The organism is Diaphorobacter caeni (assembly GCF_015354245.1).
Lineage (GTDB): Bacteria > Pseudomonadota > Gammaproteobacteria > Burkholderiales > Burkholderiaceae_C > Diaphorobacter_A > Diaphorobacter_A caeni.
The window spans coordinates 69,569-84,228 of record NZ_JADKYZ010000006.1; the positions used below are offsets into that span (position 1 = coordinate 69,569).

The 14,660-nt window shown below is 58.9% G+C and carries 14 protein-coding genes; 4 read left to right on the forward strand and 10 right to left on the reverse strand.

The features are described 5' to 3' along the window. Position 1: 1 nt before the first annotated feature. Genes ISG32_RS15600 through ISG32_RS15615 form a run of 4 tightly spaced genes read right to left on the reverse strand, consistent with a single transcriptional unit; the run spans position 2 to position 7,642 of the window. The gene (locus ISG32_RS15600) at positions 2–1,006 is read right to left on the reverse strand and encodes a PD-(D/E)XK motif protein (protein WP_194771958.1); all 1,005 of its coding nucleotides are present in this window, start codon (positions 1,004–1,006) and stop codon (positions 2–4) included. Beyond that, positions 990–3,854: a Z1 domain-containing protein gene (locus ISG32_RS15605; RefSeq protein ID WP_194771959.1), complete on the reverse strand. Its 2,865-nt coding sequence runs from the start codon at positions 3,852–3,854 to the stop codon at positions 990–992. Before ISG32_RS15605 ends, ISG32_RS15600 begins: the two co-directional genes overlap by 17 nt. A gap of 31 nt (positions 3,855–3,885) precedes the next feature. After that, complete coding sequence (locus ISG32_RS15610) at positions 3,886–5,379, reverse strand: ATP-binding protein (RefSeq protein WP_228529856.1); 1,494 nt, start codon at positions 5,377–5,379, stop codon at positions 3,886–3,888. 16 nt (positions 5,380–5,395) lie between these two features. Beyond that, positions 5,396–7,642 carry a sigma-70 family RNA polymerase sigma factor gene (locus ISG32_RS15615; RefSeq protein WP_194771960.1) on the reverse strand — a complete coding sequence of 749 codons (2,247 nt, stop codon included), beginning with the start codon at positions 7,640–7,642 and terminating at the stop codon, positions 5,396–5,398. 257 nt (positions 7,643–7,899) lie between these two features. Here ISG32_RS15615 and ISG32_RS15620 point away from each other — a divergent pair, with 257 nt between their 5' ends. Next, on the forward strand, positions 7,900–8,298 hold the full coding sequence (locus ISG32_RS15620; protein ID WP_194771961.1) for a hypothetical protein: 399 nt from the start codon (positions 7,900–7,902) through the stop codon (positions 8,296–8,298). Between the two features lie 28 nt (positions 8,299–8,326). Here ISG32_RS15620 and ISG32_RS15625 read toward each other — a convergent pair whose 3' ends face one another. Continuing rightward, on the reverse strand, positions 8,327–9,091 hold the full coding sequence (locus ISG32_RS15625) for a type 1 glutamine amidotransferase (protein WP_194771962.1): 765 nt from the start codon (positions 9,089–9,091) through the stop codon (positions 8,327–8,329). A gap of 217 nt (positions 9,092–9,308) precedes the next feature. Here ISG32_RS15625 and ISG32_RS15630 point away from each other — a divergent pair, with 217 nt between their 5' ends. Further along, the gene (locus ISG32_RS15630; protein ID WP_228529857.1) at positions 9,309–10,034 is read left to right on the forward strand and encodes a DNA/RNA non-specific endonuclease; all 726 of its coding nucleotides are present in this window, start codon (positions 9,309–9,311) and stop codon (positions 10,032–10,034) included. A gap of 11 nt (positions 10,035–10,045) precedes the next feature. Here the strand turns inward: ISG32_RS15630 and ISG32_RS15635 are convergent, their stop codons facing one another. After that, complete coding sequence (locus ISG32_RS15635; RefSeq protein ID WP_194771964.1) at positions 10,046–10,321, reverse strand: hypothetical protein; 276 nt, start codon at positions 10,319–10,321, stop codon at positions 10,046–10,048. 270 nt (positions 10,322–10,591) lie between these two features. Between ISG32_RS15635 and ISG32_RS15640 the strand changes: the two genes are divergently transcribed. Then, positions 10,592–11,287, forward strand: a complete 696-nt coding sequence (locus ISG32_RS15640; RefSeq protein WP_194771965.1) for a hypothetical protein — start codon at positions 10,592–10,594, stop codon at positions 11,285–11,287. Positions 11,288–11,310: 23 nt separating this feature from the next. Then, positions 11,311–12,498, forward strand: a complete 1,188-nt coding sequence (gene chrA / locus ISG32_RS15645; RefSeq protein WP_194771966.1) for a chromate efflux transporter — start codon at positions 11,311–11,313, stop codon at positions 12,496–12,498. A gap of 23 nt (positions 12,499–12,521) precedes the next feature. Here the strand turns inward: chrA and ISG32_RS15650 are convergent, their stop codons facing one another. Genes ISG32_RS15650 through ISG32_RS15665 form a run of 4 tightly spaced genes read right to left on the reverse strand, consistent with a single transcriptional unit; the run spans position 12,522 to position 14,637 of the window. Continuing rightward, a complete protein-coding gene (locus tag ISG32_RS15650; RefSeq protein WP_194771967.1) occupies positions 12,522–12,935 on the reverse strand; it encodes a YeeE/YedE family protein in 414 nt (137 codons plus the stop codon). Positions 12,936–12,966: 31 nt separating this feature from the next. Further along, entirely contained in the window at positions 12,967–13,413 is a 447-nt protein-coding gene (locus ISG32_RS15655; RefSeq protein WP_194771968.1) for a YeeE/YedE family protein, read from the reverse strand. Next, the gene (locus ISG32_RS15660; protein WP_194771969.1) at positions 13,410–13,781 is read right to left on the reverse strand and encodes a metalloregulator ArsR/SmtB family transcription factor; all 372 of its coding nucleotides are present in this window, start codon (positions 13,779–13,781) and stop codon (positions 13,410–13,412) included. The genes ISG32_RS15655 and ISG32_RS15660 overlap by 4 nt, the downstream gene beginning before the upstream one ends. A 40-nt stretch (positions 13,782–13,821) precedes the next feature. Beyond that, positions 13,822–14,637, reverse strand: a complete 816-nt coding sequence (locus ISG32_RS15665) for a TlpA disulfide reductase family protein (RefSeq protein ID WP_194771970.1) — start codon at positions 14,635–14,637, stop codon at positions 13,822–13,824. Positions 14,638–14,660 lie beyond the last annotated feature (23 nt).

Here is a 14,660-nt window from a genome sequence, read left to right on the forward strand (position 1 = left end):
TTCAACCAACCTTCAATCTTTTCAGTACCTCTGCGAGGTCGCATGCTTCTCCGACTGCCTTGTCGAGGTCAATTTCGTATCTGGCATTCACTATGCCGACCTTTGATGCGCCGGATGTAAAGCGGGGGAAATCCGCTCCCACCAGGATGAACCGGGTTTCGACGGCTTCGAAGAGGCGTGTGTAGCGCTCCGCATGCATATCCAGATACCCTACGGACACAAGTTTTTCCTCAAACAGCTGCGAGCCCGGAAGCTCTTTACGGAACCGGTTTCTCAGCGTCTCAATCAGTGTAGGCAGACTCATGCCCGATGTTGTATTGCGCAGGCGTACGCCACCCACGAACAACGGCTTGCGCACAGCGTCATCTAATTGCTCAAGTGAGCCGATCTTTGCCGGAAAGCCGTTGAGGGCGAGCGTGGACTTGACTTCAATGGCACCCGTGCCCAGATGGAAATCCTGAATACCATCGCGCAGTGGTCCGATCCAGGATTCAAGTGTCAGCTCCGTGTCTTTGCCTTCATCAAGAATTCTTCTGAGGACAAGCAATTCCCCGAACAGTCCGATTTCAGCTTCAGCACTCAAAGCACTTTGGCCCTTGCGCATGAATTCCTGCCATGCCTTCACGCGGCGCAGAAAGATGGTCAGTGCCTGCGATTCCTCTGAGACCGTACAGGATGAAAGTGCCTGAACAATGTCTTCGACCATCGCAAGAAAGAACTCCGGCATGGCATGTTCACGTCTGCTCAAGGCCAACCAGCAACAGTCGTTCTGCGACACGACTTCGATGGTGAAGCCTGCTCCGTCGGGCAACTGGCCGTTCGGTTTCAGAGGGTTCTGATTGAATCGGATGAGCATTGCCTCCGTTCTCTCCGGAAACTTGCGCCCTGCGTGTACCAATATCCCGTCAGACGGGGAAATCTGAATGCTGCGCCATCCCTTGCCATCTGCCGGGGGCTGGTCGAGGTAGGCCCATGCCCGCTCAATGTCTTCAATCGGTCGCGCCATACTGCTCCTCCCAAAGCAGGTGATCGACCTTGTATTCGACGGAGACATCGTGTTCGCTGCTGGGGAAGCTCACTGCGAATCCGATGATCGGTTTGTTCCAGCCCTCGATATTCAATTCCGTTTGGGTGCCGTCATTCAATTTGAAAGGGGAAATCGGATAAATCAGCAGTATCCCTCTGTGAGTGGCTTCGCCCCGATCTCTGCGTCTGAGCGCACGAAGCGATTGGTTGCTGGGTCGGGTTGGCTTGGTTGAATTGCTATCGCCCTTTTTCTGCCAAGCGTCCACGCTTGCTTGAAGTGCATTCTGCCATTCGTCGAGTCCGGTATCGATGCTCTCGTCTGCGGGGTCTGTCAATACACCGATTGCTGAAGTCTGAGAATCTAGGAACTTGCGATTTGTAAGACGGCTGATATCGTATTCCTTCGCAATTTGATAGCCGCGGAAATGCGCATTCTCCCGGCCCTCGGCAAGCAGCGCCACAGTCCATTTTTTTAGTTCGTCTTTTGAGTTCATTTTTTCTATGAACTCAGCGATCACACTTCCATTTGCGCGGTCAATCTTCGGCACTCGGGAGTATGCCTTCAAGAACTCGATGACTTTGGATGCATCGATATCTTTCCAAAGCCATGAGTTTTTCCAGTTGTGCGGACCGTCGGGTCTTAGCTGAGATGGGGCGGCTTTCGCATGTGGCCCCATCGACTCGATCAGTGTTTTGGTAACGTCCAGATTGTTCTGAAGTGCGCCATGAGCGCGAGGGAAATTGATGGTCTGAGTGAGAGCACCGCTGTACGAGAGATTGATTGTCTGAGCTCTGCGCATCTTCATTGGTGAAGTGACCAGCAGACTGGGATGTGAGGCGACCTTCAAGCCATACTTGTCCGGGGTTGAACCAATGGCCATCATTTCGTCGAACTCCTGGCGCAGTTCCTCTGCCGCGTCAGCGATCAGTCCGAAGCTCGTGATCAGGTCTGCGGTGGTGTATAGACGGCAGAGATCAAGGTATCCGGGGCGATATCCGAACCATCTGCCCATCTGCATGAGCGTGTCATACATCTTCGTCGTGCGCACGAAGTAGCTGACCACCAGACCCTCAAGCGTCAGCCCGCGGGCCAACTTGTCGCCTCCCACGGCAATCACCTTCAGGCCCGTCTGCTCTTTTTCAACATAGTCGAGTGCATCCTTGGCGGAACCATTGATGGTTTTGACGGCGATGTCCACGGCCGCATCGGGCAGAACTTTCAGCACCTGCTCCCAAGTGGGCAACGCGGCTGTAATTTCTTCCTCTCCGAGGATGTTCTTCATTTCCGCATGAGTAGGCTCGAAATCGGTCTCCCACATATCACGCAATTGAGTCAGCAGTTTCTCCGCGTCCACGCCTCGGGTCAGGCGCTGAGTCACCCGTTGCACGTATTGCTCCACTTGAGCACGCACCTTGTTCTGCACGTCTGTCAGGCGGGTGACGTGAATGAGCATTGAACAATGCTTGTTTTTCTGCCCGCGGCAAATCCGTACTGCATAGGTCATCAGGAAGGACAGAATCGCATTTTCAAGAGATGGAGGCAGTGCATCTTCACCTTTGAAGAGAGGGACATGATTCTTCTTGTGGCCTGCTGGCATCCAGCCGGTACGATTTTCACCCTCCTGATCTGAGAACTTCCTAATCAAGGGCAGTGTGCCAATTCGTTCACCTGTAGGCCCTGTCAAACCGAACACTCGCGCAGGCCCGACATAGTTGGAGGGAGCGGCAAGATTGACAATGAAGGAGCGTGGGAAAAGGTCTTCCCCTTCATCTTTGGTTGCGCCTCTGCGGTGAATGAATACGTTGGCGAATGGTGTTGCCGTGTAGCCCACATAAGCGGACTTGGCGAATGTGGCAAGTATCTGGCGGATCAGACTGTTGATCGCTTTGGGCTCGTGTTCCGGGTCTGCTTTACCCTCCGCGTCAAAATCCTGCTCTCCTGTGTCAATCGACGCATTGTCGGCCTCGTCATCAATCACCAGAATTGGAAGATTCGTTGAAATTCTGCGTCCGGACTCAGCGTCAGTGGCATTCGCGACATGATTGCTGCGCATCCATTTGAGCAACTTCTCAAGCACAGATTTGTTCTTTTTGACGACGAACAGCCAAGGGCGTTGCTCCGGAGTTACGGAGAATTTTCTTGCGGCTGCGCCATTGAAGTCTCCCTTGTCGTCACGTGAGGTCGCGCAGTTGGGATGAATCAAAGGATCCTGGTCCTCAAAAAACACCCCGATGGGGTTGCCGGGATCTCGATGAGGTGACGTTTCATAACCGAGAAACGCTTCTTCTAGGCGCATCTGAGTCTGAGAGCGCAGATTATTGTGCAGGCCAGCGAGGACGATGATGATCTTGTATCCGGCGTCTGCAGCCTTGCAGATCAAAGCCGAGTAGCTGCTGGTCTTGCCAGACTGCACATGCCCGACGACAAGTCCTCGTCGATCCCACGGTCCGGCTCGTTCGGGATTCTCAAGTTTGGCGAGGATGTTGTCTGTTGATCTGTCCAGCGCACCGACCACGGTCGTGGACATGGATCGCTCCATGTAGCGCTGCAGCCGTTGCCAGTAGCGCCAGTCAGACTTCATGGATGGCTGGAACCAGTCTTCATGGCCTTTTGAATCTGAAAGAGAGGAGTCGCTGGCGATGCTGTCGCTGAACCGACGCATCAACTCTGCGATTATTGCTTCCCCATCGTAGGCTTCTGGCGTGAGCTGCATGGTGGCAGCAGCCAGTTTAACGTTGTCGGAAATTGCTGCTGCAGACGGTTTCGGCCCCTTGGCCCTGATAAGAATCTGCGCGATCGAGGTGATTTGTGTTTCAAGTTCCGTCATGATTTTCAGTTGTCTCCAATTCGGGTGCGGCTCACGCGATCTGCAGTGCCTTGATCGCGTCGGGATATTTCTGAAATGGTTCAGTACAGGCCAGTGCCTGCCTTGCCAATTCTTCGCTCATGCCACGTCGCTGAATCATGTCGTTGAACATCACCTGCAGCACATGCAGCAGTTCATCTGGAGGCGATTCAGCGAAATGATTGACCGGCGATTCCTTCTGTTCCATTGCGTCCAGCCATATGCGCTGAACCGGCACGGTTTCTTCGATGATCTTCAGCATGGCATCCATGACGTCAGCATGATCGGAGCAGATGCTCAATGCCGCAGCTATGGCGGGATGTGATCTGTCGATGAGATGCTTGGTTCCCGCTTTGGTTGTCGATGACCGCCACGCGTGAACGATGGGTGTCGAGGAAGTGCGCGTGCTGGGACTGGCTCGGAACGCGAATGCATTGCGTGCTTTGGTACGCGTATCGGTGGCATGAGCAGTCAACCAGCCCCGAAGTGCGATGGGCGGGCGAGCCACGGATTTACGAACGTCGATCTTCCATTCCATATCGGCCGTATTTGGAATGTCGAGCTGAATGCGTGCCAGTCTGTGGGCTTCGTCGCGATTCCAACGGCGTGGTGTACCAAGGCCCAGCCAACCTCCGGCGAGCAGAAGTCGGCCGTTGCGGTAGATGTAGAAACCCTGTTGGGCTGGCCATCCGGATGGCCCGGCATTCTTCTCGAACTCATCGTTGTTCAATTGATCCCGATGAGGAAGCACGTGGCACTGCAGAGAGATCGTTCCATAGTCGGTGTGCCGGTGGGTAACAGGTGAAACCCATGGCTTGCCTGGGTGTCCGGACATGAATGGATCCCACGGAGCCACGGGGCGGTCGTTGATCAGCAGTTTGAGCCGCGCGGACGAGCCTTCCAGTAAACGGTGGAACACCATCGATAAGTGGGCTTCAACGTTGTCGATCACGTCGTTGAAATCATCGGCATCGAACCCTTTTGAGACGATTCGATCAAGCGTTTCCCAGAGAACGAGAGTTCCGTTTGATTTGTCAGTCAGTACATTCAAATGTGCTGCAGAGCCTTCTGCCGGACCTTCGAAGAGCAGCCAATCGTTGTTGTTGCTGGAGGCCAGAAGATCCAGATCCCAGCGCAGGCAACTGTGGATTCCGTCTTTCATGCTAGAGACAGTGAGTCGCCTGCACTGTGAAAACGATGCTGTTTTCAATCCCATTCCAAAACGCCCCAGATCATCGGCCGAGCGTGCCGTATCCGGGTTTTTGTCTCCGAGACGCATGGCTCCCTCAAGCTCAGCGTCATTCATTCCTACGCCATTGTCCAGAATGAGTATGCGACTTCGCGCACCATTCCATTGAAAGCTCAAGCGAACTTCCGTCGCTTTCGCCGCGATGCTGTTATCGATGATGTCCGCCAACGCTGCTGCAGTTGAGTATCCGAGACCTCTCAGCGACTCAAGCATCGCCGCAGCCCTCGGCGGTGCGCTTCTGGTTTTCTCAGTGGTCATTAATGGCTTTCAAGACTCAATTTGCCGGTTCAGTAAATTCTGGGTCAGAATGAGCGAGACCCCTGAGGGGGCGGCCGTACAGCTTCCTGCTCAGCGCTTGCAATGCCACCTTTCGGCGAAAAGTACTCATGACTTTCTGCTCGATTTGTCTGATGCGCTCTCGCGTCACTTCATGGCGGCTTCCGATCTCCTCAAGCGTGAAATTGCTGGGCACTCCAATTCCGTAGCGCAGACGGACGACATTCGCGTGCATTCGTTTGTGACTTGCGAGCATCTCGTCAACAATGCTTTTCAATTGATTTGCCGCGAGCCGCCCTTCGGGGTGTTCCAAGTCGGATTCTTCTAGGCGCAGGACGTCGACGTTATCCAGTGGAACATCCTCAATGGAGTGCATCTCCCATGTGAGCGACTGCAGCAAATCGATCAATTTGGGTGTTGACTTGAGTCGCAGGGCCAATTCCGCGCGGGTAGGAGCGCGACCTGTCTGCAATTCGAACGATAGACGTTCGCGTGAATAGAGTCTGAGCTTTTCGTGTATGTGGACTGGGATTCGAATGGTACGGCCGCTGTCTGCAATGTGACGTGAAACACTCTGGCGAATCCACCAGCTTGCGTAAGTGGAGAATTTGAATCCTTTGCGCCAGTCGTACTTGTCTGCGGCCTTGAGGAGCCCCAAATTTCCAGCTTGCGTGAGGTCGTCGATGGGTTCGCCCGAATGAATGAATTTTCTCGACAGGTGTTGTGCCAGTCTGAGGTTGGCCGAAACGAGATGATCGCGTGCCTGCAGGTAGCTTCTGATTGCAGTGTCGAAAACTGCATACTCGTTGGAAGGATCGTTCTGATGCGCAGCGTGCAATTCAAGCAGAAATGTGCGGGTCAGCGACAATTGTTCGACGGCCGCTAGCCGCGCGCCGTCTCGACTCGAAATCTCGTCAGCAGTGGTGGCCAACCTCTCCAGCGCAGACTCGAATCGAGGATATCGTTGTTCGCAGGGGCCTAGTCCATCGAAATCCTCATTGTGGTCACGCATGTCGGAGCTGTCAGCATTGTCGTCAGTATTTTTTTCGTAGCTGTCGGGGGGATCGTTTTCAGAATCCTGAGAGACACTCGAAAGTGGACGCGCGCCGGAAAGGACCAGCCTGCCAAAATCAATGGTCGTGGAAATTCCTCGATGCCATTCAGCCAGTGCTTCGAGGGAGGTCTGAATCGCGGCTTCCATGGATTGCCCTAGCTGGATTTCCTGTTCTGCGGTCAGCAGCCGAAAAGCTTGAGCCTCCTTGAGAAACATGAGAGAAGGTGTCCAGCGACCCGAAATTGTTGATTCGACCCAATAGCATGCTTCGTTGAGTTGCTCGGATTCGTCAACCGTTTCTCGGCAGAGTTCCGATGCTTCTGAATGCTCAATGGAATTTGTCAATGCATTTCCGATTGGATTCGAATCGAGTACTTCCACCTGTAGCTCTGCCATGGCGGATTTCAAAACGGACAGCGCAAAGTCCGCATCAGAACACTTGATCCGACGGGATAGAGCTATCAGTTGTTCATTCTTGGCGAATCCAGATCGGATGGCCGTTTTGAGCAGATCACGAAGATCAACTTGGTCTGCCGTTGTCTTGGGGGCTGGGGAGTCGGGTAGTGACGTTGGCCCCTCAAGCCAATGCTCTCCTGTCTCTACTGGAGCATGTGTGGATATCGCGTGTTGTATTCTTCCCGCGACGATTGTGAGCGTTGGATCAGGTTGGACTTCACTTGGCGTGTCGTCGGGTTCCCATTTCATCTCGTCCAATTCCGTTCCCAGACCTGCATCTACGAATGATGCTTCTGAGCCGGATTTTGGGGGCGATCCAATCGCACCTTCATGTTCCGGTGACAAGGGGTTTTCCACAGAGTCGTCGAAACACGATGAAGTTAGCAACTGCTGGATCGCCGAACTTTTCGTAGAGATATAGGAGCGTGCTGTTCTGCCTGAACGATCAACAAGAGTCGGATCGGCTCCGGCTGCCAAAAGAAGGGCACAGATTGAAGGCTTGTCGGCGCGAGCAGCCAACATGAGCGGAGTCAGTCCGAAATTGTCGCTTGCATTGACATTGTCACCGCGAGCGATATGCAACTTAACGGCATCGACCACGCCGGCTACTATGGCCATTCGAAAAAAAGGATTCAGACTGTGTGAAGCACTTTTGATTCGATCATCTAGGCGCTCGCCAAGAAGAGGGGGCAGACTTTTTTCGTCGAGGGCCCGATGACTGGTACCGTCTCCCATTTCTTTCTTCTGTTCTTGCTTCCGAATTTTCAACGATTGCTTAAATTACTGATTGCGAATAATTTTATAGGTAATTTTTTGAAATTTCCATGAAGCATGGTGTCGCATCAGTTCGATGCGACACGTTCTGCCGTATTCGCCTTCTGAGCTGGCTTTTCGGGGGCGTTTGAGGAGAGCAAGAGCGGTTTACTATGGATGTCACCTGACCCGAACTGCAATTTGCTTTTTTCTGACCTTGATGATTGAGGAGACTACTCATGATCTTGAAGTTCAAGATGCTTCACGCACTGTTCCTATCCACCCTCGCCACCACCAGTCTCGCCATGACCAAGGCCGAGCACAGCGCGGAGAAGCATCGCATCGCCAATGAGTACAAGTTCGCGATCCTGCATTGCCGGACTTTGGTGGGGAATGAGCGGGATGTGTGCAAGCAGCGGGCGAAGGGGCGGGTGGCGGTGGCGAAGGCGCAGCTCAATGCGCGGGCCAACCCGAGTGCCAAGAGCGCCTACAAGGTGGACATCGCCAAGGCCAAGGCCGCCAATTCGGTGGCGCGGGAGAAATGTGATGATCTGGTGGGCGAGGCGCGCTCGGTGTGCAACCAGCGCGCCAAGGCCAACTATGCGAGCGCCAAGGATCGTGCGGCCGCCAGGCGTTAGTTCGTTGGCTGGTTGGCTGGTCGGCTCGTCAGTTGAGCACCCAGTCGCAGGCTTCGGTGCGGCGGCGGGGCAGGGTGGTGATGGATGACGTGGTGCGGTCCAGTTGGCGTGTCCAGGCGCCGTAGACTCTGCGTGCCACGGCGTGCAAGGCGTTGATGCGCGCGGGCAGGTGCTCGAGGATCTGTTTTTCGCATTGGCAGGAGGGACCGCTGGCGCACAGCAGTTCGTGACGGCCTTCTTTGCACCAGGCTTCGAGGCTTTGGGCGGTCACTTCAAAGTGGCCTTGAAAGGCCCAGTTTCTTCCGTGGCGGAATCCCTTGTTGAGGCAGTAGGTGCCGTACATGGTGCGGGTGGCGCCGCGTGGGATTTCGAAGGTGTCGTAGTGCCAGTTGAACATCATCGTGTGGGCGGGGATCTGTAGGTCGTGCTGGGCGTCGGGGGTGACCCAGATCTGGCTCCAGCCGATGTTGGGGCAGGCGTTGCGCGAGACTTTGGCGCCCATGGCGTGGGCGAGCATCTGTGCGCCGAAGCAGTGGCCGAGCACGGGTATGTCGCTCGCGATGGCGGATTGCAGCAGGGCGCGTTCGCTTTGCATCCACGCCAGCTGCTCGTTCACCCCGTGATTGCTGCCGAGGATGATGATGCCGCGATAGGCGCGGGCGTCGTGCGGCGCGGTGCCGTCTGCGGGCGGGCAGATGATCTGGTAGGGGATGTCCTGGTGCTGCAGATGATCGAGCAGCACGCCGGGGCCCTGATTGGTTTCGTGCTGCAGGATGGCGACGGGTTTCGTCATGAGGTGCTGGCTTGGCCTTGGCAAGCTGCGTGTTGAGAAGGCCTCAATGTAGAAAGGCGTGCGTCAAGCGCGGCTTCGATCTGTGGGGGCTGGCGTCAAGACGACGTCAAGACCAATCAGCCCGATGCGAGTCGCTGGGCAAGCGCCTGCGTCAAATGGGCCGAATCGGCATGTTGAGATGCATCAGATGGATTGCATTGAATGCCATACTCACCCCATGCGTTTTTCTGTTTTCGGAGCCGTGCCGCTCCTGCTTGCTTCGGCCTCTTTGCTGTCTTCTTTTTCGGCGTCGGCGGAATCGTTCCGTGATTGCCCGCAGTTCTTTCCCTCACGTCCTCCCGTCGTCAAAGATGCGCCGCGTCTGCGCGAGCTGTGCTTCAACGAGTTTGCGGTGCTGCATTCGGGCGAGACCAAAACCCCGCTCTATGTGGCGCAGCGCCTGAACGCGCGTGGGCTGGAGGCGGGGGCGCGCATCAAGCGCAAGGACAAGTTCTATCCCGAAGGTCGACTGCCGTCTGCGGACCGGGCGCAGCTCGATGACTACAAGCGCTCGGGCTATTCACGCGGCCACATGGCGGCTGCGGGTGACATGGCGACGGAGCAGGGCAAGGCGCAGAGCTTTTCTCTGGCCAACATGGTGCCGCAGGATCCCAAGCACAACGGCGGGGCCTGGGGGCAGATCGAGCAGGACACGCGGCGCTACATTCACCGGGCCGATGGGGATGTGTTCGTGATCACCGGACCGGTGTTCGGCGCGTCGACCAGAACCATCGGCGCGAACCATGTGCGCGTGCCCGAGGCCGTCTTCAAGCTGGTCTACGACCCGGGCACCGGCAAGAGCTGGGTGCACTGGCAGGAGAACGCCGCCAGAACGCGCGTGACGCCGCCGATTCCCTATGCGGAATTCGTGCGGCGCACGGGGCTGAACTTCCTCGGGGATTGAAGCCAGCCGGTTCAGCGCTTCTTGCCTGTTTCTGGAATGGCGACCGGTGCAACCGTCTTGTCCACGATGGGGCAGTCGTCCGAGTTGGGGGTGAAGACCATGCGGGAGTCGCTGGTGAAGCGCTTCTTGACGGCGTCGGCGAGCGGCTGGCGCAGGTCGATGGGGCTTTGCGTGCTCTGGAAGATCAGCTCGTCCTTGCCGTTGTAGATCGAATAGCAGTGCGCCTGCGCCACCGCCGGAATGCAGCTCATCGCCATCAGCGCGAGTGCGCTTGTCAACCTGACCATGTGGGGTTCACTCCCTCGTGTGAAATTGTTGGATGGCCCCGATTCTAAAAGCCGAAACACAAAATGTTGCATTCTCGACGGCGACGCTGGCAAATAGGCAAGGTGGCGAGCAGTCTGTAAGGGTGGCTGCATGGTGCACCGATTCAGCCCAACTGGCGGATTGGGCTTGTCGAGTCTTCTATCATTCGTCATTCAAGTTGTGGAGCGCGTTGTGTTGGCGGCTCCCGTTTCGGCTGGTGGCAGCACCGGCGAAGGAAAGAGGAATCAGATATGAAGCCAAGGCTGGCAGTTGCGCTCGGCGCGTTGGGCATGGCGGGCGTGTTGGCGCTCACGGGTTGTGCGAGCAGCGGCAAGAGCGAGAAGAAGCCGAGCGCCAATGACATCGCCGCGCAGGTGAAGGAGGGCGTGTCGGAGTCCGGCGCCAAGCTGGTGAGCATCCGCCCGCATCGCACGATCTGCAGTCAGGGGCAGCACAATCTGCAGAGCAGCTATCAGTGCCCCGTGATCGGTGCTGACTGGACCAGCGCGCGCTCGGGCATCGCGCGCCTGACGATCGGCGTTCCCGACCTGACCGGCACCGGCGTGACCGGCGCGGATTTCCATCTGGGCTCAAGCGAGGTGGTGCGCGTGCGCAACAAATCCTCGGTGCAGCCGACGGAGACGGCCTATCCGACCACGTCGTTCGACGTGCCGCTCACCTTCGTGGAAAAGCTCGCCTACGGCCCGCGCAGCTGGGTGCGGGTGTACACCGGCGCGGAGCGCCACATCGATGCGACCGTGAACAGCGGCGAAGACACGGCAGCGGCGGTCGAGGGCCTCGCGTACTTCATGAAGTCGGTCGACCAGACCAGCGGCCGTACACCGAGCGATGCGGCCATGGGCGGTGGGCTGTTTGATCGTCTGGGCCTCGGTGACGAGCGCGGCTCGCGCGACGGCAAGGGCGTGGAAGGCATGCACCCACGGTGATTCTTCGCTAGTCCCCACGGCCCATGCTCGAAGTCTTCATCGCATTTCTCAAGCTGGGGCTGACCTCGTTTGGCGGGCCGGTGGCGCATCTGGGCTATTTCCGCACCGAGTTCGTGGAGCGTCGCCGTTGGCTGGATGACCGCAGTTATACCGATCTGGTGGCGCTGTGCCAGTTCCTGCCGGGGCCGGCAAGCAGTCAGGTGGGCATGGCGCTGGGCATGCGGCGTGCGGGTTGGCCAGGGGCGCTGGCCGCATGGCTCGGTTTCACGCTGCCGTCGGCCATCGCGCTGACGCTGTTTGCATTCGGCGTGACGCACTGGCTCGCGCTCGCGCAGTCGGGTGTCGTCCATGGCCTCAAGGTGATGGCTGTCGCGGTGGTGGCGCAGGCGGTCATGGGCATGGCCCGGTCGCTGTGCCCGGATCGGCTGCGTGCCGCAGTGGCGATGGCCGCCGCCATGCTGGTGCTGCTGGTGCCGGGTGTGTGGGCGCAGGTCGCGGCGATGGGGCTGGGTGCGTTGATCGGTCGAGCCGCGCTGCCGTTGCCGCAGGGCGCGGCGCTTGCGCAGGAGGACGGATATGGCATCGGCAAGCGCGCGGGAGGCGTGCTGCTGGTGCTGTTCGTCGTGCTGCTGCTGGCGTCGTTCGCTGTGGCCGGGTCGGGACAACCATCGCTGCTGGCGTTGGCGGCGAAGTTCTATCAGGCGGGCTCGCTGGTGTTTGGTGGCGGACATGTGGTTCTGCCGCTGCTGCAGTCGGCGGTCGTGCCAGCCTATCTTTCCAACGACGTGTTCCTCGCGGGCTACGGTGCCGCGCAGGCCGTGCCGGGGCCGCTGTTCACGTTCGCGGCCTATCTGGGCGCGGCCATGCCGGCGTCGGCGCAGTGGTGGTCAGGCTGGGGAGGCGCACTCGTCATGCTGGTCGCGATCTTTCTGCCTGCGTTTTTGCTGGTGATCGGGGCACTGCCGTTCTGGCAAAGCCTGCGCATGCGTCCCGGCGTGCAACGCGCAATGGCCGGGGTGAATGCGGCCGTGGTGGGCGTGCTGCTGGCGGCGCTGTACGACCCGGTATGGACCAGCGCCATTCATTCACCGGCCGACTTCGCGCTTGCCCTGCTCGCGTTCGGGCTTCTGGTGCTTGCGCGCTGGTCGCCGGTGTGGGTGGTGCTGGTCGCCGCAGCGGCGGGCTGTGTCGGTTGGGGCGGTTGGGTCTGATTCGGGCGCTTGTGTTCAGGCGCTTACTTGCGGGCCCATGTCTGCTGCAGCAGCATGCCGACGACCATCGAGACCACGAAGATCACCACTTCCTTGTGCATCGTGAAGAGGTTCATCAGCGCCGGTCCGGGGCAGAAGCCCGCGAGGCCCCAGCCGATGCCGAACATCGCGGAGCCGAGCAGCAGCCGCGTGTCGATCGTGCGGGCCGTGGGCAGTTGCATGGGCTCGCCGAACAGGGCCGTTTTGCGGCGCTTGGCCCAGGTGAAGGCGATCAGGCCAACGGCGATGGCTCCCACCATCACGAGGGCGAGCGAGGGGTCCCAGGTGCCGAAGAAATCCAGAAAATTCTGGACCTTGGCGGGGTTGCCCATGCCGGAGAGGATGAGGCCGAGGCCGAAGATCAGGCCGGCGATGAGTGCGGAGAGTATCGAGAGCATGGTGCGTGTCCTGTGTTGGCGGGGGCGCGGTTCAGTTCAACACATGGCGCATCACGAACACGGTGAGCGCCCCGAACACCATGAAGGTGGCGGTGGCCGCGAGCGAGCGTTTCGACAGGCGCGAAATCCCGCAGACGCCATGCCCGCTGGTGCAGCCAGAGCCCAGTCGCGTGCCAAAGCCCACGAGCAGTCCGGCGAGCACGATGATGCGCGGGTTGCTCGGCATCTCCACGGCGGGCAGCGGTGCGAACAGCTGCCACGCGAAGGGCGAGGCCACCAGTCCGGCGATGAACGCCAGCCGCCAGCCCCAGCCGAAGTAATGCGCCCAGGCGTCGCGCTGCATCAGCGTGCCGAGGATGCCGCTGACGCCCGCGATGCGGCCGATCAGCACGATGAGCATGGCGCTGGCCACGCCGATCAGCACACCGCCGGCGAGGGCGGGGCCGGGCTGGAACGAGTCCCAGAGAATGGAGGTCATGCTTGCGCTCCTTCTGCGCAGAAAAGCCGGTGAATGTGCTGCATCAGATCGAGTGCGCGCCCATCGGCAAGGCGGTACCAGATGAACTTGCCTTCACGGCGCGTGTCCACCACGCCTTCGCGGCGCAGCACGCCAAGCTGCTGCGAGAGCGTGGGCTGGCCGATGCCGGTGAGCTCCTGCAGCTCACCCACGGTACGCTCGCGCTCGGCCATCTGGCACAGCAGCAGCAGGCGGTCTTCATTGCCCAGCAGCTTGAGCATGGCAACGGCGTCACCGGCGTGTCTGCGCATCGACTGCAGGTCGAGCGCAGGAGCCTCCGGGGCGGCCGCGGTGGGGAGTTCTGTCTGAGGTTTCACGATGCGTGACATTATATTAAAAAGTATATTGTCTGTGCGGCCGCGCCGTTTTCTATCGCCCGCCGGTGATCTGCTCGAGATGCTGGGCCAGCGTCGCGGCCGACAGCTCGCCCGTGCGCGCCGCCACCTGCTTGCCCGCAGCGTCAAAGAAGAGGGTGGTGGGCAGCGCGCGCTGCTGCACCATGCGGCTCAGGCTTTCCTCGCCATCGAGCACCACGCTCGCCGGGCCCATGCCGATCTGCTGCACGTAGCGCAGCACGGCCTCGGGCTTTTCGCCCTGGTTGACGAAGACGAACTGCACGTCGGGATGGGCCTTCTGTGCGGCCATCAGCACCGGCATTTCGCGGCGGCAGGGCGGGCACCAGGTGGCCCAGAGGTTGATGACCACGGGCTTGCCCTTGAGCGCGGGCAGCGAGACGGGTTGCGCATCGAGCGCCACGCCCGTGAATTGGGGCAGTGTGGCGTTGCTCGGCGCGAGCAGCGACAGGCCGAGCGTGCCACCCAGCCAGATCGCGCAGAACAGCGCGACCCCTGACGTCACGGCCTTGGCCGCCTTGCTCTGCCACACCCAGAGCGCGAGCGTGTAGACGCCGATGGCGATCAGACCGGCCACCGGCTCCCAGCCGCCGTCGCGGATGTCGATGATGCTCCATGGGCTTGCCGAGTAGGCCGATGCGTACTGCACCACGAAAGCCAGACGCGCGGCGACGAAGCCCAGCAGCGCGATCAGCCAGACGTGGCGTTCAATCTTCAAGCCCTGTCCGCGCGCGAGCCGCTCGGCCAGATGCGTGCTCGCAAACCAGGCAATGAAAAGAACGATGAAAGCCCACGCGAGCGTGAGAGGTCCGATTTGCAGTGTTTGCCCCATGGAAAGTCGCTTTGTCGTTATGG